Below are 20,020 nucleotides of genomic sequence, written 5' to 3'. Positions count from 1 at the left end.
GATGCGAATCTTGGTCAGAGACACAAGCTTCAATATTCCCATAAAGCAGGTTTTTCAAACAGTGGATGACTGCTGACATATATCAGATCCAGATCACAAAACAAAAGCCCCAAATTATGTTGTTTGGACTTAGCTGAAGCTTATTGTCGCGAGGCTGAATTTGTGTTTGATTTACTGTTGGTTTTTGACAGCATTTGTAGCTTCGTATACATCCATATATAACTCTTCCTGCTTCAGTGCAAGCCGACTCCACTGGTAGCAACTTGCAAATGCTGTCGCTCCCTTGCTCAACTTTTCACTCAACAGTGGTTGGTTCTGCAATTGCTCTAAAGCGCGCTGTAGCTTGAATGGGTCCAACGGATCGTCAAGGATCAGCGCATTTTCACCATCCTGAAGAAGACCGGCGACACCACAGTATTCAGCACTGCTTACCACTACCGGCAGTCCGTATGACATGGCTTCAAGCACGACCATGGCAAAAGTGTCCTCAAGTGTTGGATGCGCAAGGCAATCGGCAGATTCATAAGCAGGAGCAACATTTTTCAATGAACCCAAAAAAAAGACCCTGGATGCTAAATTTAGAACTTTCACCTGCTCGTTGAAAGCAGGCATTTCAGTCAGATTTCCAACAACAGCCAAAATAAATCCAGTTGGGCATTTACTGAGTGCCGCTAGCAAGGTTTTTAGTCCTTTTTTGCGGTAGTCATTGGCGACAAACAATACGCAATATTTATCCTTGGGCAAACCTAATAGCGACCTTGCCCTTTTTTTCCTTAGCTGCGTTAGTGGCAAAAGGGGCGGCGAAATTCCAGGTGTAACGACAGAAATCATCCCTTCGCAATCAGGATAGGTAGCGTCCACAATCTTCCAAAGACTTTCAGAAGTGACCACTATTTTTCTGTTGGGACGAAACTTGAACCGCAAATGCTCTAGTGCTAGGTAAGCCAGTAAACGTGGACTGGCCACTACCTTGATCCACCGAAAAACTTTCCGCCAGCCCCAAAGCTCGCGAAAAAGCGTGTATTTCACAGGTAACACATGCACAGTTTGAACGTCACCATGCCATGTATTTTCATGGGAGTGAACGACATCGAAACCACTTCGAGTTGACCACCATGTGCAGGTGGCAAACCACAACTGATTAACCCATCGGGGTTTGCGCATTGGCATTGAAACCCGGTGATAAGCGACGCCAGGCCAGTTATGGGCTATTTCCTGAGCAAATACATGAATGTCATGACGGGAAGCCAGTTGCTCAACCAGCGCAATTGAGTAGCGCTCTGCGCCACCACCAGTTGTAGAAAATGTCCGGTTGAAAACGGCAATTCGCAGCCGTTTTTTTTCACCAACAAAACTTTCAGCAGAATTTGGCGTGAGCGAACTCATTTTTTTCGGCGGTCTTCATAAGCAGTTGCAATCTTGAGCCAGAACACAGGCAGCGACGTTGAACGCAAGATAGGTACCCGGGGCAATTGCAGCATGTCCATTTCGGGATGACAACGGCTGCGCTGCGTGGTGGTGGCAGTCACAAACCCAAGGGTATCAACCATCCCAATATGTTCTGGTTGGTAGCGACCATACGGATAGCAAAAGTGCTGCACCGGAGTTTTCACTACCGATTCGAGCTCGGTTTTTCCCAAGGCAATTTCAAGACGACATTTGTTTTGGTCGTTAGCCGTTAGATCAATGTGCTGCCGGGTATGCGATCCTACTTCCTGCCCAGCAAAAACCCATTGACGCAATTGAGCTTCATTCATCAATGCAGTCTGTGCAATACCCGTTTCTAAATCCCAGACATTGGTCTTGCCAAGCAGTCCGCTGAGGGCATAACAAGTCGAAGAAAAACCATGCTTCGTCAATGAGGGCAAGGCATTCGACAGGTTATTCAAGTAGCCATCATCGAACGTTATTCCTGCCACCTTGCCTTTTTTATGACCATTCAAATAGGGTTCCAAAGCAGTCATGGACAATCCTTGATAGCCAAGCCGTTCAAGCCAAGCCATTTGCCTGGCAAAGGCTTGTGGCGCCACGTACAGACTTCGAAAGGGGCTGCCCTTCGCCGGTGCGGCAGCAATCTGGTGGTAAACCAGAATCGGGATAGGCTGGGTGTTTGCGGTAAATCTGTTGGACATGCTCGGACCGTTTGAATATCAAAGCAATACGATGTCGTATTGCTCTTGGGCCATCACCGCTTCGGCCTGCAGGGAAATGGGTTTGCAAATAAATTCGCTCAGACTCGCAAGGTGCTGGCTTTCCTCATCCAGAAATAATTCGATTACTTTGGGAGAAGCCACAATCCTGAATTCCCGGGGGTTGAACTGGCGTGCTTCACGCAAAATTTCACGCAGGATGTCATACGTCACACTGCGGGCCGTTTTGACAATTCCTTTTCCGCTACAGGCGTTGCAAGGTTCACACAGCTGATGCGCCAATGACTCCCGCGTTCGCTTGCGAGTCATTTCAAGCAATCCCAATGCTGAAAACCCATTCACTGCGGTTTTGATTCGATCTCTCTCCAATTGCTTTTTAAATTCAGCCAATACCCCATCACGGTGATTTTCCTTACACATGTCGATGAAATCGACAATGACAATACCGCCCAGGTTGCGCAAACGGAGTTGCCGCGCAATGGCTTGCGCAGCCTCCAAATTGGTTTTGTAGATGGTTTCGTCAAAGTTTCGGGCACCAACGAAGCCCCCTGTATTCACGTCAACCGTGGTCAATGCTTCCGTCTGGTCAACCACCAGATAGCCACCGGACTTGAGGTCCACCCGACGACCCAGCGCTTTTGCAATTTCCTCGTCAATGCTAAACAGATCAAAAATAGGCCGCTCACCACTGTAAAGATGAAGCTTTGAAACCGTCGAGGGCATGAACTCCAAAGCAAAAGCTTTGAGTTTTTCAAACTGTTCACGCGAATCGATGCGAATGGTTTGTGTATTTTCCAGCGCCATATCGCGCAACACGCGCTGCAACAGGCTCAAATCCTGATGCAAAACAGACGCTGCCGGCATGCGCAAGGAAGCCTGCTTGATACGAAGCCAGGTTTTTCGCAGGTAAGCAATGTCTTCAGCCAGTTCAATGTCGGTGGCGTCCTCGCCATTAGTCCGAAGAATAAAACCACCGCCCATGTCGGCGACCAAAGACTGAACCCGCTGACGCAACTCTTCGCGCTGGCGGGGCAGAATTTTTTGCGAGACGCCAATGTGGTTATCTTGGGGCAAAAAAACCAGCAAACGACCGGCAATGCTGATCTGAGCCGTCAAGCGAGCACCTTTGGTGCCCATCGGATCCTTGAGAACCTGCACCATCAAAGCCTGTCCTTCGAACAACTGCTTCTCAATCGGCTGCAGTGAAGGACTTCCAGACGCCGCAGCGGTGGCACCCGGAACAGCTTCGGATTCGGCATGGCGGCTGTTGATACTGCTCATCAAATCGGCCACATGCAAAAATGCGGCGCGGTCCAAGCCGATGTCGATAAACGCGGACTGCATTCCCGGCAGCACACGTACTACCTTGCCCAAGTAGACGTTGCCAACCAAGCCGCGCTCAAGCGTTCGCTCTACTTGCAATTCCTGCACGGCAGCATGCTCCACCACTGCAACACGTGTCTCTTGAGGCGACCAGTTGATCAGAATTTCTTGTTGCATTGTTCTCAAACAGTAAGACTAAATGGCAAGTCCAGCAGATCGAAGCAGCAAGGCCGTTTCCCATAATGGCAACCCCATGATTCCACTGTAACTCCCGCTGATTCGGGTGATATGCATTGACGCTCTGCCCTGTATGGCATAAGCACCTGCCTTGCCCAGAGGCTCTCCAGTGGCTGCATAGCGGCTGATTTGTTCGGCTGTCATGGGCTCGAAGCTGACGTTTGAACTACTGAGAACGGAAAAACGCTCTTGGCCCGACTGAATATTGACCGCCGTCAAAACTCTATGCGTTTTACCAGATAGTTCAGACAGCATGCGCTCGGCATGACCCCTGTCATCGGGCTTGCCATAAATAGTGCAGCCGAGGGCCACGGTGGTGTCAGCGCAGAGGATAGGCGCTGATGGCAGTTGGCGCCGGGCCAAGCGTGCTGAAGCGCTATCGAGTTTGAGGCTTGTCACCCGTTTGACATAGCGTGCTGGCGCCTCGTTGTCCAATACCACTTCCAAGGCTTCAGTGTCTTCGGTCACATCGGGCAGCAGCAGTTCGTACCGAACACCTAATTGTTCAAGCAACTGCCGCCGTCTTGGACTTTGAGAGGCCAGATAAACAAACTGAACCATGCTGAACTCGCCTGCAAAAAGTTATTCGCGATGGTAGGGATGATTGATCGTGATGCTCCAGGCACGGTAAAGCTGTTCAATCAGCAATACACGTACCATGGCATGCGGCAAGGTCAAATCAGACAGGCGAATGCGTTGATGGGCCGACTGCTTGAAGCCAGCGTCCAGTCCATCCGGACCGCCAATCACAATGGCGATGTCATCCCCGGACAGCTGCCAGGTCTTTAGATTTTCTGCCAGCGCCATCGTGGTCACAGCCGTACCACGTTCATCCAACGCCACGATCCGGCAGCCTCGGGCAATGGCACCTTCAATGCGGGTGCGCTCTGAGGCAAGCAAGGTTTCCAGGGTTTTAGATCCCCGCGGTTCGGTTTTGACCGCCCTAAGTTCAACTTTCAACTCGGGCGGAAAGCGTTTGGCGTAGTCGTCATAAGCCGTCTGCGCCCAATCGGGCACCTTCTGGCCAACGGCGACAATCGTCAGCCTCATTCGCTCCGGGTCGTGGTTTTCTTCACGGCTGTCTTTTTGGCAGCAGGCTTCTTGACGGACATCTTGACCGCAACTTGCTTGGCTGCAACTTTCCTGGTCAGAGGAATTTTCACAATCGGTGTCTTGACAACAACCTTTTTGACAGCTGTTTTGGCTGCCAATGGCTTGGACTCGGCTGAAGCCACCCGGGAAGACGGTTTGCGTGCTTTGATCAGCTTCGCTTCAGGTTCGGTAGCCGGCGCACTCGCATTGCGCTTAGCCGTCCAGTCATGCGTTTTTCCAACGCGACCGACGTAAGTTCCATCATCGGTTCGTGCCAGCGTTGCGGCGTCCGACAAACTTTCGTCGTTGACGCTTTTTGTACTTTTTGACAGTTTGGCAGGAGATTTTGACTTGCCACCGGTTGCAACACGCGACTTGGCTGGCTTCATCTCAGCTTTAACCTCGACCTTGGCAGCCTTAGGCAGTGGAGTGGGGGCACCAAGCTTGAGTTTGATGGGCTTTTCGCCCCACAGTTCTTCGAGGTTGTAATACTGGCGAATCGTGGGTTGCATGATGTGGGCAACGGCGGCTCCGCAGTCAACGATGATCCACTCACCGTTGTCTTCGCCCTCAATGCGGGGCTTGGCAAAACCGGCGTCGCGCACAGCGTCGCGCACGCTGGCAGCAAGCGCCTTGGTCTGGCGGTTGGACGTGCCCGAAGCAACAATCACGCGCTCAAACAGCGATGTGATGTGTTCGGTATCAAACACCTGAATGTCTTGCGCCTTGACATCTTCAAGCCCATCGATAATGGCGCGCTGAAGTTTTTGGACATCTTTTTTGCCCTCGGTGCTTGAGGTTTTGACAGTGGTGGGGGTCATGCAATACTTTGCTTCATAGAGGTGAAAAATTAACCGGCGTCGTACAGTTGATAGTGCGAAATATAACGTGCCACAGACTCAGGAACGAATTTTCTGGCGTCTTCCGCAGTGGCCGCGCCTGAAGCCATCATCTGACGAATCTGGGTGGCGCTGAAGGGCATCAAGGGTAGCTTGAGAATGAGAAACCGGGAATTGTGCGGCGCATAAATATCAAACTCAGTTTGAGTCAGCGCGGATTCAGTGCGATCAGCTATACAAATTATAGCTATTTCAAGAATCTCTCTCCATTGATGCCATCGGTCAAAGCTCATAAACTGATCAGCGCCTATGAACATATAGAGCTGGCACCCTGAATTCTCGGTTTGCAAAGCCTTGAGGGTATCAAGGGTAAATGTAGGTCCAAGGCGCTGCAATTCACGCGCATCTACCACGACACGCTCAATGTTGCCGAACGCCAGCCGAGCCATGGCCAGACGGTGTTCGGGGGCACTGAGCACACGGGCCTTGTGCCATGCATGGCCGGTGGGAATAACATGCAGCACATCAAGATTGAACTGCTCCAGCGCAGCCTTGGCCAATGCCACATGGGCATTGTGTGGCGGGTCAAACGAACCGCCGAACACGCCAATGCGTTTGGGCTGTCCAGCAGCGTTGGTGCTCAAACCCAGTCCCGCCTGACAAGAAATTCTTTGTACAAGCGTTCCTCTGGTGATCCGGCCACACTGGGCCGTTGGTAGGACCAACTTGCCAGCGGCGGCATCGACATCAGGATTGATTCAGTGCGTCCACCAGACTGCAGCCCAAAATGAGTTCCGCGGTCCCACACCAGGTTGAACTCGACATAACGGCCTCTGCGGTACAACTGAAAATCGCGTTCGCGTTCTGTGAAAATGCTGTCCTTGCGGCGTTTGATGATTGGCAGATATGCCTGCAGGAATGAGTCGCCTACAGCCTGCATCATCGTCAAGCTTTGTGCCAGGCCAAGCTCCTGAAAATCGTCGAAAAACACGCCGCCGACACCGCGTTGCTCCTGGCGGTGCTTGAGAAAAAAATATTCGTCGCACCACTGCTTGAAACGTGGGTATTTGTCTTCGCCAAACGGTGCAAGCGTGTCCTTGCAAACCTGGTGAAAATGCACCGCGTCTTCGTCAAAACCGTAAAAAGGCGTCAGGTCCATGCCGCCGCCAAACCAGCAGACCGGCTCGGCGGCTTCACCAACAGGGGTTGCCGCCAGCATCCTCACATTCATGTGTACCGTCGGCGCATAAGGGTTGCGCGGATGGAACACCAGCGAAACGCCCATCGCCTCAAACGGTGCGCCTGCCAACTCCGGTCGATGCTGGGTGGCAGAAGACGGCAGCCTGGGACCACGCACATGCGAAAAGCCGCAGCCGGCGCGCTCGAATACATTGCCCTGCTCGAGAATTTTGGTGATACCGTTGCCCTGAAGCATCTCGCCCGGTTCCTTTTGCCAGGAATCGCTGACAAAGGGCTGGCCGTCAATTTCAGCAACGGCATTGGTGATGCGCTCCTGAAGATCCAGCAAAAAAACGCGAACGGCGGAAAGATCAATGCTGGACATAACTGGTTCTCAAGACTTGATGGCCCGGTAACCGATGTCCTTGCGATACTGCGCACCATCGAAATCAATGCCTCGGGCCACTTCGTAAGCCCGCTGCTGTGCTGCCTTGACCGTGCTGCCGAGCGCCGTTACGCAAAGCACGCGACCACCCGAAGTGAGCGTCGCACCGTTCTGCCGTTGCGTTCCTGCATGAAATACCATGCAGTCTTCAGCGGGTGCAGGCAAGCCGTGGATGGCATCACCCTTGCGCGGATGCAGCGGATAACCGTACGCAGCCATCACCACGCCCAGCGCTGGTCTGCGGTCCCATTCCATTTCCACCTTGTCCAGGATTCCCGAGGTGGCAGCCATCAAGACCTCGAACAGGTCGGTTTTCAAGCGCATCATGATGGGCTGGGTTTCCGGGTCGCCCATGCGGCAGTTGAATTCCAGCGTTTTGGGCTTGCCTTGGGCATCGATCATGAGGCCGGCGTATAAAAATCCGGTGAACGGAATGCCGTCTTTTTCCATGCCGCGGATGGTAGGCATGATGATTTCGCGCATTGCCCGTGCGTGGACATCGGGCGTGACCACCGGGGCTGGCGAATAAGCGCCCATACCGCCCGTGTTAGGCCCCTGGTCGCCGTCAAGCAAACGCTTGTGGTCCTGGCTGGTGGCCATGACGGCTACATTCTTGCCGTCGCACATGACGATGAAACTGGCTTCCTCTCCTTGCAAAAATTCTTCAATGACAACCCGCGCACCGCCTTCGTTGTGGCTCACGCCCAGCGGATTGAATTCCGGGTCCGGCGCCAGCATGAATTCGATTGCCTCGTGCGCCTCGTGCAGGGTCATGGCCACCACCACACCCTTGCCGGCGGCCAGGCCGTCAGCCTTGACTACGATGGGCGCACCTTTTTCGTCGACATAAGCATGCGCTGCTGCTGCGTCGTTGAAGGTTTCGTAATCGGCGGTCGGAATATGGTGGCGCTTCATGAAGGCCTTGGAAAACGCCTTGGAGCTTTCCAGTTGTGCCGCCGCCTTGGTCGGGCCAAACACCCGCAGACCGTGCGCGCGAAACTCATCGACGATGCCGGCGGCCAGGGGCTGCTCGGGACCAACGACCGTCAAGGCTATCTTTTCAGTAGCTGCCCAAGCACGTAGAGCCTTCGGATCAGTGATATTTATATTCTCAAGCCGGGAATCGAGAGCGGTTCCGCCATTGCCTGGCGCGACATAGACCGCCTGCACCCTAGGCGACTGGGCCAGTTTCCAGGCCAGCGCATGTTCACGGCCACCGCCGCCCACCACCAAGACTTTCATGAGGAAGCTTTCATTGTTGTTGTGTTTTCTACAGGGTTTTATTCGGAAAGTTCGGCATTATGAAAGACATCCTGCGTGTCATCCATGTCTTCCAGCACATCCAGCAGTTTTTGCATCTTCTGGGAATCTTCTCCGTTTAACTCGATGGCGTTGTCGGCGCGCATGGTGACTTCGGCCAGTTCGGCGACCAAGCCGGCGGCTTCCAAGGCGCTCTTGACAGTTTCCAGTTCGGTGTAAGGCGTCAGCACCTCAATGGCACCATCCTCGTGGGCAATCACATCGTCGGCGCCGGCTTCCAAGGCAATTTCCATCACTTGGTCCTCGTTCGTACCGGGCGCAAAAATAAGCTGGCCGCAGTGCTTGAACTGAAACACCACCGAGCCTTCGGTTCCCATGTTGCCGCCATGCTTGGAAAATGCATGGCGAACTTCGGCCACGGTGCGCACCTTGTTGTCGGTCATGCAGTCCACCAAAATTGCGGCTCCTCCGATGCCGTAGCCTTCGTAACGGACTTCTTCGTAGTGGACGCCTTCGAGATTGCCCGTGGCCTTGTCGATGTTGCGCTTGACTGTGTCGGCCGCCAGGTTAGCTGCCTTTGCCTTTTCAACAGCCAGGCGCAGGCGTGGGTTTGTGGCCAGGTCGCCGCCGCCCAAACGCGCGGCCACCATGATTTCGCGTATCACCCGCGTCCAGACCTTGCCGCGTTTGTCGTCCTGACGACCCTTGCGGTGTTGAATATTCGCCCATTTACTATGACCAGCCACGGAAAATCCTTCAGCAATTGATTTAATCTACAGCGTTCATTTTACTTTTCGCTTGTGCAACTTTCACGCCGTTTTATCAGGAACTCCACATCATGGCCGAGCCGCTCCTCATTGCCAAAAATTCCCTGACTCAATGTGAGCTGCTGCCGGCACTGGCAAACCGGCATGGCCTGATCACCGGTGCCACTGGAACCGGCAAGACGGTTACCCTGCAGACACTGGCTGAAAGCTTTTCCAGAATCGGCGTACCGGTCTTCATGGCAGATGTAAAAGGCGATCTGACCGGCATAAGCCAGGCTGGCGTCATTGGTGAAAAACTGGCAAGTATTCTGAAAGAACGAGGGCTGGTGCCGCCCGGGCCGCTGGCATGTCCCGCCACGTTGTGGGATGTTTTTGGCGAGCAGGGCCATCCGGTGCGTGCTACGGTGTCCGACATGGGCCCCTTGCTGCTGGGCCGCATGCTCAACCTGAATGAAACGCAAGCCGGTGTGCTGAACCTGGTCTTCAAGATCGCCGATGACAACGGCCTGCTGCTGCTCGACCTCAAGGACCTGCGTGCCATGCTGCAGTACGTGGGAGACAACGCCAGCCAGTTCACCACCCAGTACGGCAATGTCAGTGCCGCCAGCGTCGGCGCAATTCAGCGCGGGCTGATGCAGATCGAAACCCAGGGCGGCGACAAATTCTTTGGTGAACCGTTGCTCAACATCAGCGACTTCATGCAGACCGACAGTGCAGGTCATGGCGTCATCAACATCCTGGCGGCTGACAAGCTGATGCATTCACCACGCCTGTACGCGACTTTTTTGCTGTGGATGCTGTCCGAGCTGTTTGAGCAGTTACCGGAAATCGGCGACCCGGACAAGCCCAAGCTGGTGTTCTTCTTTGACGAAGCACATTTGCTGTTCAACGATGCGCCCAAGGCACTGGTCGAACGCATTGAACTGGTGGTGCGTCTGGTTAGATCTAAAGGCGTTGGGATTTACTTCGTGACGCAAAACCCGATGGATATTCCGGATTCGGTGCTGGCACAGTTGGGCAACCGCGTACAGCATGCCTTGCGCGCCTACACGCCGCGCGACCAGAAAGCGGTCAAGGCTACAGCACAAACCATGCGGCAAAACCCAGGACTGGACATTGAAACCGCGATCACCGAACTGGCAGTGGGCGAGGCGCTGGTGAGTTTCCTCGACACCAAGGGCCGGCCCAGCGTTACCGAGCGCGTCTTTGTGCTGCCTCCGGGCAGCCAGCTTGGCCCGATCTCGCCGCAGCAACGCCAACAACTGCTTCAAGACTCGCTGGTAGCCGGTGTTTATGAAAAGGAAATCGACCGCATATCGGCCTACGAGATGCTGCAGGAGCGCGCCAATACAGCGGCCAGCCAGCCAGCTGCCTTGCCGAATGGCGGTGCGGCAGGCCAATCGGCGTCAGGCGGCATGCTGGGCGGCCTGAACGACATGCTGTTTGGCCGCACCGGTCCGCGCGGTGCAAAATATGACGGATTGGCGCAAAGCATGGCCAAGTCTGCCGTCCGCACCATGGGGTCGACGGTCGGGCGCGAGATTATCCGTGGTGTACTGGGAAGTCTGTTCGGCGGCAAAAAACGCTGACAATCGGTTCCCGACACCCTAAGAAAGCCGTCCCTTCATGAGCAATGTTCACCTTATCAACCACCCGCTGGTGCAGCACAAGCTGACGCTGATGCGCCGCAAGAACGCTTCGACCAGCACCTTTCGCACCCTGCTCAGCGAGTTGAGCAACCTGATGGCCTACGAAGTCACGCGCGACATGCCGCTGCAGGACATCCAGGTGGAAACGCCGCTGGAAACCATGACCAGCAAAATCATCGATGGCAAGAAGCTGGTTCTGGTGTCCATCTTGCGCGCCGGCAATGGTTTCCTCGATGGTTTCCTGAACGTCGTGCCTGGCGCCCGCGTGGGCCACATCGGCCTGTACAGAGACCCGAAAACCCTGGAGCCGGTTGAGTATTACTTCAAGATGCCGCAGGAAATGGAAGCGCGCGACATCGTCATTGTTGACCCGATGCTGGCCACAGGCAATTCGGCCATTTCGGCAGTGGCCAGGCTCAAACAACTTAAACCCAAGTCGATCAAGTTTGTGTGCCTGCTGACCTGCCCGGAAGGTGTGGCAGCCTTGCAAAAAGCCCATCCCGACGTGGCCATCTACACCGCAGCAATTGACCGGCAGCTTAATGAGCATGGTTACATCCTGCCGGGTTTGGGCGATGCCGGGGACCGTATTTTCGGAACCAAATAAGGCATTTACGCATATGAGTATTGATTAAGCAGCTATTTTTTTCATAGCATCGAAAATTGATGTTCTGACCGCTCCCGGCTATTTAACCTGAAGCTTTTCATGCCTTTTCCAAAGGAAACTTCCCAAGCCGTCATGCCTGCGCTGCCATGGCTTGGAGCTGGCCAGGATTTTCCCCCGTTGGAAAACGCTTGGTGCATAGCCGATCCGGCGCCCGGCCTGCTGGCGGCTGGGGAAACATTGGATGCCGCAACCTTGATTCGGGCTTATTCAGGCGGTATTTTTCCCTGGTTCAGCCTGGGGCAACCGGTGCTCTGGTGGAGTCCTGATCCGCGCATGGTGCTTCAAACGGCTGACTTCAAACTGCACCGGTCGCTGCGCAAACGCATTGTTCATTTCATCAACGATATCTGCTGTGAAATCAGGTTTGACACCGCCTTTGAGCGCGTCATCGGCGCTTGCGCCAGCAAAACCAGAATGGGCCAGTCGGGAACCTGGATTGTTTCGGAAATGGAACAGGCTTATGGCGAATTGCACCGCGCAGGACATGCCCACAGTGTAGAAACCTGGATCAATGGAGAACTTGCCGGTGGCTTGTACTGCGTCAACCTCGGCGGCATGGTTTTTGGCGAATCAATGTTTGCGCACCAGACCGATGCCTCCAAGATCGCCCTGGCCGCGCTGGTAGCTTTTTGCCGTGACAAGGGGATCACCATGATCGACTGCCAGCAGAACACCGGCCACCTTGCGTCACTGGGCGCGGTTGAAATAAGCCGCGCGACGTTTGCCGCTCACCTGCGCTGCCATGTGAATGAAAACACGCCCACATGGCATTTTGATTCTCTATACTGGCAAGAACTTTTGAAGGCAACAGCAATTGAGTTGCCCGCTACACCGTGACGCATCTCAAAGACCTGCCGCTTCACACCTTGCAGTTTTACGCAACTGCGCCCTACCCCTGCAGCTACCTGCCGGCCCGGCAGGCCCGTTCGCAGGTGGCAACACCCAGCCACCTGATCCACAACGATACCTATTCCGAACTGGTCACGCAAGGTTTCCGGCGCAGTGGCATGTTCACCTACCGGCCTTATTGCGATGGATGCCAAGCCTGCGTACCGCTTCGCGTGCCTGTCGACACCTTCGCGCCAGACCGAAGCCAGCGGCGTGCCTGGAAGCGTCATCAAACCCTTACAGCCGTCAGCCTCAAACTGTGTTTTTTGCCGGAACACTACCAGCTTTATCTGCGCTATCAGAACAGCCGGCACGCCGGCGGCGGCATGGACCATGACAGCATCGACCAGTACACCCAGTTCCTGCTGCAAAGCCGCGTCAATTCAAGACTGGTGGAGTTTCGAGAACCCATGACCAACGGCGAGGCCGGCGCACTCAAGATGATTTCAATTCTGGATGTGCTGGAAGACGGAATTTCAGCGGTATATACCTTTTATGAACCTGAAGCCGGCGCAGGCTATGGTAACTACGGTGTGCTCTGGCAGATCGATCAAGCCCGACAACTCGGCTTGCCGTTTGTCTACTTGGGTTACTGGATTGCCCAAAGTCCCAAGATGAGCTACAAGCTCAACTTCAGTCCCAGCCAAATATTACTAAACGGCAAATGGATTGATTCGCGAACCATCAATGCCAACGCTGTATAAGCAAAATACACAATTCAGCGGCTAAGCTTTGTGCTTATTCAACAATAATCAGGCAATTTTTCACAAGGTAAAATTTGCTGCAGAAAGCCTGCACATGATAAAACCCGATAGCGATCTTCCCGCCAAACCGACCGTACAGGTGATCGAACGCATCTTTACCCTGCTGGATATTCTGGCCCACCATGAAGAAGCGGTTTCCCTCAAGGAAATCAGCGAACAGTCCGGTCTTCATCCTTCCACGGCGCACCGCATTTTGAATGATCTGGCGTTGGGCCGTGTTGTGGAACGGCCGACAGCGGGAAACTACCGCTTGGGCATGCGTCTGCTCGAACTTGGCAACTTGGTCAAAGCGCGTCTCAATGTCCGGGATGCGGCCCTCATTCCCATGCGCGAGTTGCACAAATTGACACAGCAACCTGTGAACCTGAGCATGCGTCAGGGTGACGAAATTTTGTATGTAGAGCGCACTTACGGCGAACGATCGGGCATGCAGGTGGTACGCACGATAGGCGGTCGGGCGCCACTGCATTTGACGTCTGTAGGCAAACTTTTCCTCGCGTCCGACGATCCCCAGCGACTGGGCGCCTACGCCACACGGACGGGTTTGCCTGGGCAAACGCGCAACAGCATCACCGAATTGGGAGTGCTGGAACGCGAACTTTCCAAAGCCCGCCAGTACGGGTTTGCGCGCGACAACGAGGAACTGGAACTGGGGGTTCGCTGCATGGCGGCCGGCATTTATGACGACCAGAACAAGCTTGTGGCGGGCCTTTCGATTTCAGCGCCTGCTGACCGTCTGGACGACAACTGGCTGCCCAAACTGCAAGCCACAGCCAAGGAGATCTCGAAGGCGCTAGGCTATATTTCAAGATAAAAAAACGAATATTTCGCTTACTGCTGCAATGTTCTTTGCTATAAATACTATAGCAATATAAAGTACAGTATTTAACGATTTTTCTTGAAAATACACATCGGCAGGCTTTATCCGGCTAGGCAATCGCGAACCATTAACCGCTGGTGTGTTTGTCGGAAGCGCTAATCTTGATCTTTTGATCTGCCACCGGGTTGGTTTCGACCCAGCGCCGCACGCGCTCCGCATCGCCCAAGCGGCTCAGCTTGCCGGCCGAATCCAGAAACACCATAATCAACTTGCGGCCTGCGATTTTGGTCTGCATGACCAAGCACTGACCGGCTTCGTTGATGTAGCCTGTCTTTTGCAAACCGATGTCCCATTCCGGGTTTTTTACCAGTCGATTGGTATTGTTGTACTGAAGGGTCCGACTGCCAATCGCCACCTGATAACCCGGAGACGTCGTCAATTCACGGAGCACCGGGTCACCATGTGCTGCATTGACCAGCACAGCGAGGTCTTGGGCGCTGGACTGATTACGGCTGGAAAGTCCGGTAGGTTCAGCATAGCTGGTGTCGTTCATGCCCAACATCTTTGCCTTGGCGTTCATCAGACTGACAAAAGTCGCCATGCCACCAGGGTAGGTGCGACCAAGGGCATGTGCAGCCCGATTTTCGCTAGACATCAGCGCCAGGTGCAGCATTTCTCCGCGCGACAGCGTGGCGCCAACGCTAAGCCGCGAACGGCTGTGCTTTTCAGTGTCCACATCGTCCTGCGTTACAGTGATCATTTCCTCCATGGGGAGCCTGGCCCCGCTGATGATTACGCCTGTCATCAATTTGGTCAAAGACGCAATGGGCAGCACCGCATGTTCGTTCTTGCTGAACAGCACTTCGCGCGTGTCTTGATCAATCACCAGCGCCACGCTGGATTTCAGATCCAGCGGATCAATTGCGCTGTGCAGGCCAGCCATCTGGCCAAAAGAAGGAATGGCGGGGATGATGGCCTGAATAATCGAAGGACGCTTGGCACGAGTTACCTTGGAGCTTGCTTCGAAACGTACGTTTTTCCGGACTGATGTTATTTTTTTAAGAGCTTTCGATTTTTCGACATGTGGTTTCTTGACAATCGCCCGCTTGGATGACGATTTTGCCGATGCGGCGTGGGCTGTCGGTGCTACCAGAGCAAACGACAAAGCAAAAAATCCGACGATTTTTAGTGCGCGACTAAAAAGCTGTTTGGACATGGTGAATATGGCCTGTTTGGGTTGCGATGGATAGAAAGGCTGAAGTGTATAGAAATAGAAAAAGTCACGCAATATCAGGAGCTTGCGTGACTTTCTTAAATAACTACCAGAGTCTCTTGCTTAGACTGCCTTACAGAACATAAGGCTCGTGCTAAGCCCTTGAATCTAAAAGGTATTGTTAAAAATTAAGCACTTAACCCTGGGCAGCAACCTTGACAGCTTTACTTTGAAGTTTATTCAAAGCACTTAAATAAGCTTTGGCCGAGGCCACCACGATGTCAGGATCGGAGCCTGTTCCATTCACGACACGTCCGCTATTTTGTAAGCGCACTGTCACTTCACCCTGGCTTTCGGTTGAACCACTGATGGCATTTACCGAATAAAGTACCATTTCAGCACCGCTTTTGACATGGATTTCGATCGCCTTGAGCGATGCATCTACAGGGCCATTTCCATCGGATTGTCCTTTGACCTCTTTTCCGGCGACAGTAAAAACGACGCAAGCCTGAGGACGTTCCCCAGTTTCGCTGTGCTGTGACAGGGATACAAAACCATACTGCTCGTTACTGTGGGTAACGCTTTCATCGCTGACCAAAGCAAGAATGTCCTCGTCAAAAATATCACTCTTGCGGTCTGCGAGATCCTTGAATTTTACGAAGGCATTGTTGATATCGGTTTCGCTTTCCATAGCAACGCCAAGTTCCTGCAGGCGCTGCTTGAAGGCATTTCGTCCGCTCAGCTTGCCCAACACAATCTTGTTAGCCGACCAGCCCACATCTTCTGCACGCATGATTTCGTAAGTGTCGCGCGCCTTGAGCACACCGTCCTGATGAATACCAGAGGCATGGGCAAAAGCGTTGGCGCCAACAACCGCTTTGTTAGGCTGCACGACAAAACCGGTGGTCTGGCTCACCAGACGGCTGGCTGCAAGTATTTGCTGTGTATCGATTCCCAAGTCGAGATCAAAGTAATCCTTGCGTGTTTTGACCGCCATCACCACTTCTTCAAGTGAACAGTTGCCAGCGCGTTCGCCCAGGCCGTTGATGGTGCACTCCACCTGCCGGGCGCCGCCGATCTTCACGCCTGCAAGTGAGTTCGCAACGGCCATGCCCAAGTCGTTATGGCAGTGCACTGACCAGACCGCCTTGTCACTGTTGGGAATGCGCTCACGCAGGTTTTTTATGAAGTTGCCATACAACTCAGGAATTGCATAGCCCACGGTGTCAGGAACATTGATGGTGGTTGCACCTTCGTTGATGACTGCCTCAATTACGCGGCACAAAAAATCCGGATCGGAGCGATACCCGTCTTCGGGACTGAACTCGATGTCTGCCATGAGGTTGCGGGCAAACCGCACAGACATCTTCGCCTGTTCAAACACCTGGTCGGGGGTCATTCGCAGCTTTTTTTCCATGTGCAGGGCACTTGTCGCCAAAAAGAGATGCAAACGACCCGCATTCGCCGGCTTCAGCGCTTCGGCGGCCCGCGATATATCACGGTCGTTGGCACGAGCCAGCGAACAAATAGTGGAATCCTTGATCACTTCTGCAATGGCCTTGACACATTCAAAGTCCCCGTTCGAACTGGCCGCAAAACCAGCCTCGATCACATCAACCTTCAACCGTTCCAGTTGTCGTGCAATGCGCAGTTTTTCGTCACGGGTCATGGAAGCGCCAGGCGATTGCTCTCCGTCGCGCAAGGTGGTGTCGAAAATAATGAGTTTGTCAGTCATGGGAATTCTCTCGATTCGATGGGATTGGCAGGGTTGCAAAAGGGCAGCAAGGCTGAGGAAGAGCGTCAGGACATAACGTTAAGCAGGTTTTAATGACATTAAAGTGTCCGGTTATAAAAAACCAGCAACAAAAAAAACGGCCCGTTGCTGGTGCAAACGGGCCGTCGAATCAGGTGTACGCGTACGCTACCGTCTCCGCCCGTTGGCAGATAGCAGTAGTGCTAGCGAAGTATTTTTCATCAGTTCAATGTACCACAACTTATTTGTGCAGGCCGCGTTCGTCAGGTTCGTCGGTTGAGGTTGAAATCATACTGGTCTGCTGGCCATTCGCCTTGCGCCAGCCGTACAGCACATAACCCGACAATCCATAAATCACAAACAAACCGAATATTACTGTTGGAGGATCAATGTTGATGATGGCAATTCCAAGTGCGATCAGCACGATGACGAAAAAAGGAACGCTGTGCTTCATTTGCACATCCTTGAAGCTGTAGAAAGGCAAGTTGGTGACCATGGTCAGGCCGGCATACAGCAGCAATCCGAAGGTGATCCAGCGCACATCGTCGCCATCAATGCCCAAGTCGTTCATAAGCCAGATATACCCTGCCACCAGAGCGGCAGCCGCAGGAGAAGGCAAACCCTGAAAAAACCGCTTGTCGACCACTGCCGTGTTGACATTGAACCGTGCTAGCCGCAAAGCTGCGCAGGCGCAATAAACAAAAGCGCCAATCCAGCCCCAGCGACCAAGGCTGGTCAGTGCCCAGATATAAGCAATTAACGCGGGTGCTGCGCCAAACGAGACCATGTCTGACAGCGAATCCATCTGTTCACCAAAAGCGCTTTGGGTATTGGTCATTCGTGCTACCCGACCATCCAGACTGTCCAGCACCATGGCACAAAATACGCCGATGGCAGCCTGGTCAAACCGTCCGTTCATGGCCATGACAATGGCATAAAACCCGCCAAACAGCGCAGCCAGCGTAAACAAATTCGGCAGTATGTAAATGCCTTTGCGCCGTTTACGTGGTAAAACTTCGTTGGCTGTTGTCAGATTTTCATCGCCATCATGCATAAAAATTACTCCTCAGACGCGGCCGATACGCGCAAATAGCTATTGAATTCATAGTGCAGCAAGTTAGGGTTCCACACAAGAAATTGCATTGTGAACAATGCGTTCTCAGCATAGGGGTTCATATGGGTCGGGACAAATATCTATTTTCTGACCGCAGCAGTTTTCACCAACGCCATTGAAAAAGCCGCGCAATATTTTTGCGCGGCTTTTTAAAAAACCGTTGTGATCGAAATGATCAATTGCGCGTCTGGTCAACCAACTTGTTCTTGGCAATCCAAGGCATCATGGCGCGGAGTTTACCGCCCACTTGCTCGATCTGATGCTCGGCATTCAAACGACGGCGGCTGATCAAGGTTGGCGCGCCAGCAATATTTTCCAGCAGGAAGCTCTTGGCGTATTCCCCGGTCTGGATGTCCTTGAGGACAGCACGCATGGCGTTCTTGGTATCTTCGGTCACGATGCGCGGGCCGGTCACGTACTCGCCGTACTCGGCGTTGTTAGAGATCGAGTAGTTCATGTTGGCAATGCCGCCTTCGTAGATCAGGTCCACGATCAGCTTGAGCTCGTGCAAGCACTCAAAGTACGCCATTTCAGGCGCGTAACCGGCTTCCACCAGCGTTTCAAAGCCAGCCTTGATCAGTTCAACCGCACCGCCACACAAGACAGCCTGCTCGCCGAACAGGTCGGTTTCGGTTTCTTCACGGAAATTGGTTTCAATGATGCCCGCCTTGCCGCCGCCATTGGCCATGGCATAGCTCAAGGCCAGATCGCGGGCTTTGCCAGACTTGTCCTGATGCACGGCAACCAGGTGAGGAACACCGCCGCCCTGTGTATAGGTATTGCGTACGGTATGACCGGGCGCCTTGGGAGCAACCATCCAGACGTCAAGGTCATCGCGCGGAATCACGGCACCGTAATGCACGTTGAAACCGTGGGCAAATACCAACGATGCGCCCTGCTTGATGTTGGGTGCTACATCGTTTTTGTAAACCGAACCGATTTGCTCGTCAGGCAACAGAATCATCACCACGTCCGCAGATTTGACAGCATCAGCCACTTCGGCCACGTGCAGACCGGCTTTTTCAACCTTGGGCCACGAAGCGCCGCCTTTGCGAAGACCTACGACAACCTTGACACCGCTGTCATTCAGGTTCTGAGCATGAGCATGACCCTGGCTGCCGTATCCGATGATGGCGACGGTCTTGCCCTTGATCAGGCTTAAATCACAATCCTTATCGTAAAAAACTTTCATCTGTCGCTCCTAAATAATCAGCAAAAAAATAAAACTGCCAGATCCAATATTGGGATTCCAGCCATATCAGACCCTTAGAATTCGCTCGCCACGGCCTATGCCGCTTGAACCGGTTCTCACCGTCTCCAGGATGGCGCTGCGGTCGATTGCATCAAGGAACGCATCGTTCTTGGTTTGATCGCCCGTCAGTTCAATCGTGTAACTCTTCTCTGTCACGTCAATAATTCGCCCGCGAAATATATCAGCCATGCGCTTCATTTCTTCGCGCTCCTTGCCAACCGCACGCACCTTGACCATCATGAGTTCCCGCTCGGTGTAAGAACCTTCGGTCAGGTCAACGACCTTGACCACTTCGATCAGGCGGTTCAGGTGCTTGGTAATTTGCTCGATCACGTCATCCGAACCCGAGGTCTGGATGGTCATGCGAGACAACGTCGGATCTTCGGTTGGCGCGACAGTCAGGCTCTCGATGTTGTAACCGCGCGCCGAGAACAGGCCGACCACGCGGGAAAGAGCGCCCGGCTCGTTTTCCAGCAAAACTGCAATGATGTGTTTCATATAGATAGATTCCTCTTTTCGCTGCCCTCCCCTGCGCACGGTAATGCGCAGACTCGGCAGGCAATAGATTCGTCAGTTGACGGGGTGAATGAATAGGAGAAATTTCGATG

At 53.5% G+C, this 20,020-nt stretch carries 20 protein-coding genes; 5 read left to right on the top strand and 15 right to left on the bottom strand.

Going from position 1 to position 20,020, the window contains the following annotated elements:
- Positions 1–171: 171 nt before the first annotated feature.
- The 10 genes from H4V98_RS10855 to H4V98_RS10810 are packed head-to-tail and all read right to left on the bottom strand — an operon-like array spanning position 172 to position 9,271.
- Positions 172–1,386 (bottom strand): glycosyltransferase family 4 protein, encoded by a 1,215-nt coding sequence (locus H4V98_RS10855; RefSeq protein ID WP_280757500.1) that lies wholly within the window; start codon positions 1,384–1,386, stop codon positions 172–174.
- Positions 1,383–2,132 (bottom strand): polysaccharide deacetylase family protein, encoded by a 750-nt coding sequence (locus H4V98_RS10850; protein ID WP_196863235.1) that lies wholly within the window; start codon positions 2,130–2,132, stop codon positions 1,383–1,385. Before H4V98_RS10850 ends, H4V98_RS10855 begins: the two co-directional genes overlap by 4 nt.
- A gap of 18 nt (positions 2,133–2,150) precedes the next feature.
- Entirely contained in the window at positions 2,151–3,650 is a 1,500-nt protein-coding gene (gene rng, locus H4V98_RS10845; protein WP_196863236.1) for a ribonuclease G, read from the bottom strand.
- Between the two features lie 18 nt (positions 3,651–3,668).
- Positions 3,669–4,271 carry a Maf family protein gene (locus H4V98_RS10840; protein ID WP_196863237.1) on the bottom strand — a complete coding sequence of 201 codons (603 nt, stop codon included), beginning with the start codon at positions 4,269–4,271 and terminating at the stop codon, positions 3,669–3,671.
- Positions 4,272–4,292: 21 nt separating this feature from the next.
- Complete coding sequence (gene rlmH, locus H4V98_RS10835) at positions 4,293–4,760, bottom strand: 23S rRNA (pseudouridine(1915)-N(3))-methyltransferase RlmH (protein WP_196863238.1); 468 nt, start codon at positions 4,758–4,760, stop codon at positions 4,293–4,295.
- Complete coding sequence (gene rsfS / locus H4V98_RS10830; RefSeq protein WP_196863239.1) at positions 4,757–5,623, bottom strand: ribosome silencing factor; 867 nt, start codon at positions 5,621–5,623, stop codon at positions 4,757–4,759. The genes rlmH and rsfS overlap by 4 nt, the downstream gene beginning before the upstream one ends.
- Positions 5,624–5,652: 29 nt before the next feature.
- Positions 5,653–6,285, bottom strand: coding sequence for a nicotinate (nicotinamide) nucleotide adenylyltransferase (gene nadD / locus H4V98_RS10825; protein ID WP_196863240.1), 633 nt, complete (start codon positions 6,283–6,285; stop codon positions 5,653–5,655).
- Positions 6,282–7,205, bottom strand: coding sequence for an oxygen-dependent coproporphyrinogen oxidase (gene hemF, locus H4V98_RS10820; protein ID WP_196863241.1), 924 nt, complete (start codon positions 7,203–7,205; stop codon positions 6,282–6,284). Before hemF ends, nadD begins: the two co-directional genes overlap by 4 nt.
- A 9-nt stretch (positions 7,206–7,214) precedes the next feature.
- On the bottom strand, positions 7,215–8,507 hold the full coding sequence (gene purD / locus H4V98_RS10815) for a phosphoribosylamine--glycine ligase (protein ID WP_196863242.1): 1,293 nt from the start codon (positions 8,505–8,507) through the stop codon (positions 7,215–7,217).
- Positions 8,508–8,545: 38 nt separating this feature from the next.
- Positions 8,546–9,271 carry a YebC/PmpR family DNA-binding transcriptional regulator gene (locus H4V98_RS10810; protein WP_196863243.1) on the bottom strand — a complete coding sequence of 242 codons (726 nt, stop codon included), beginning with the start codon at positions 9,269–9,271 and terminating at the stop codon, positions 8,546–8,548.
- Positions 9,272–9,363: 92 nt separating this feature from the next.
- Here H4V98_RS10810 and H4V98_RS10805 point away from each other — a divergent pair, with 92 nt between their 5' ends.
- The 5 genes from H4V98_RS10805 (at position 9,364) to H4V98_RS10785 (ending at position 14,074) form a co-directional block, all read left to right on the top strand.
- Positions 9,364–10,881 carry a helicase HerA-like C-terminal domain-containing protein gene (locus H4V98_RS10805; protein WP_196863244.1) on the top strand — a complete coding sequence of 506 codons (1,518 nt, stop codon included), beginning with the start codon at positions 9,364–9,366 and terminating at the stop codon, positions 10,879–10,881.
- 37 nt (positions 10,882–10,918) lie between these two features.
- Positions 10,919–11,548: a uracil phosphoribosyltransferase gene (gene upp, locus H4V98_RS10800; RefSeq protein ID WP_196863245.1), complete on the top strand. Its 630-nt coding sequence runs from the start codon at positions 10,919–10,921 to the stop codon at positions 11,546–11,548.
- Positions 11,549–11,680: 132 nt separating this feature from the next.
- A complete protein-coding gene (gene aat, locus H4V98_RS10795; protein ID WP_196863307.1) occupies positions 11,681–12,445 on the top strand; it encodes a leucyl/phenylalanyl-tRNA--protein transferase in 765 nt (254 codons plus the stop codon).
- Positions 12,442–13,200, top strand: a complete 759-nt coding sequence (locus H4V98_RS10790; protein WP_196863246.1) for an arginyltransferase — start codon at positions 12,442–12,444, stop codon at positions 13,198–13,200. The genes aat and H4V98_RS10790 overlap by 4 nt, the downstream gene beginning before the upstream one ends.
- A 94-nt stretch (positions 13,201–13,294) precedes the next feature.
- Positions 13,295–14,074 carry an IclR family transcriptional regulator gene (locus H4V98_RS10785; RefSeq protein ID WP_196863247.1) on the top strand — a complete coding sequence of 260 codons (780 nt, stop codon included), beginning with the start codon at positions 13,295–13,297 and terminating at the stop codon, positions 14,072–14,074.
- A 133-nt stretch (positions 14,075–14,207) separates the two neighbouring features.
- Here H4V98_RS10785 and pbpG read toward each other — a convergent pair whose 3' ends face one another.
- From pbpG to ilvN, 5 genes are all read right to left on the bottom strand, one after another.
- The gene (gene pbpG, locus H4V98_RS10780; protein WP_196863248.1) at positions 14,208–15,296 is read right to left on the bottom strand and encodes a D-alanyl-D-alanine endopeptidase; all 1,089 of its coding nucleotides are present in this window, start codon (positions 15,294–15,296) and stop codon (positions 14,208–14,210) included.
- Between the two features lie 193 nt (positions 15,297–15,489).
- The gene (locus tag H4V98_RS10775; protein ID WP_196863249.1) at positions 15,490–17,028 is read right to left on the bottom strand and encodes a 2-isopropylmalate synthase; all 1,539 of its coding nucleotides are present in this window, start codon (positions 17,026–17,028) and stop codon (positions 15,490–15,492) included.
- A 259-nt stretch (positions 17,029–17,287) separates the two neighbouring features.
- On the bottom strand, positions 17,288–18,100 hold the full coding sequence (gene pssA, locus H4V98_RS10770; protein ID WP_196863250.1) for a CDP-diacylglycerol--serine O-phosphatidyltransferase: 813 nt from the start codon (positions 18,098–18,100) through the stop codon (positions 17,288–17,290).
- A gap of 235 nt (positions 18,101–18,335) precedes the next feature.
- Positions 18,336–19,352, bottom strand: coding sequence for a ketol-acid reductoisomerase (gene ilvC / locus H4V98_RS10765; RefSeq protein WP_196863251.1), 1,017 nt, complete (start codon positions 19,350–19,352; stop codon positions 18,336–18,338).
- A gap of 66 nt (positions 19,353–19,418) precedes the next feature.
- On the bottom strand, positions 19,419–19,910 hold the full coding sequence (gene ilvN, locus H4V98_RS10760) for an acetolactate synthase small subunit (RefSeq protein ID WP_196863252.1): 492 nt from the start codon (positions 19,908–19,910) through the stop codon (positions 19,419–19,421).
- Between the last annotated feature and the right edge of the window lie 110 nt (positions 19,911–20,020).

Source organism: Polaromonas sp. CG_23.6, assembly GCF_029892315.1.
GTDB lineage: Bacteria > Pseudomonadota > Gammaproteobacteria > Burkholderiales > Burkholderiaceae_C > Polaromonas.
The sequence above is the reverse complement of the archived record's forward strand: the minus strand, read 5'-3'. Positions and strand labels throughout refer to the sequence as shown.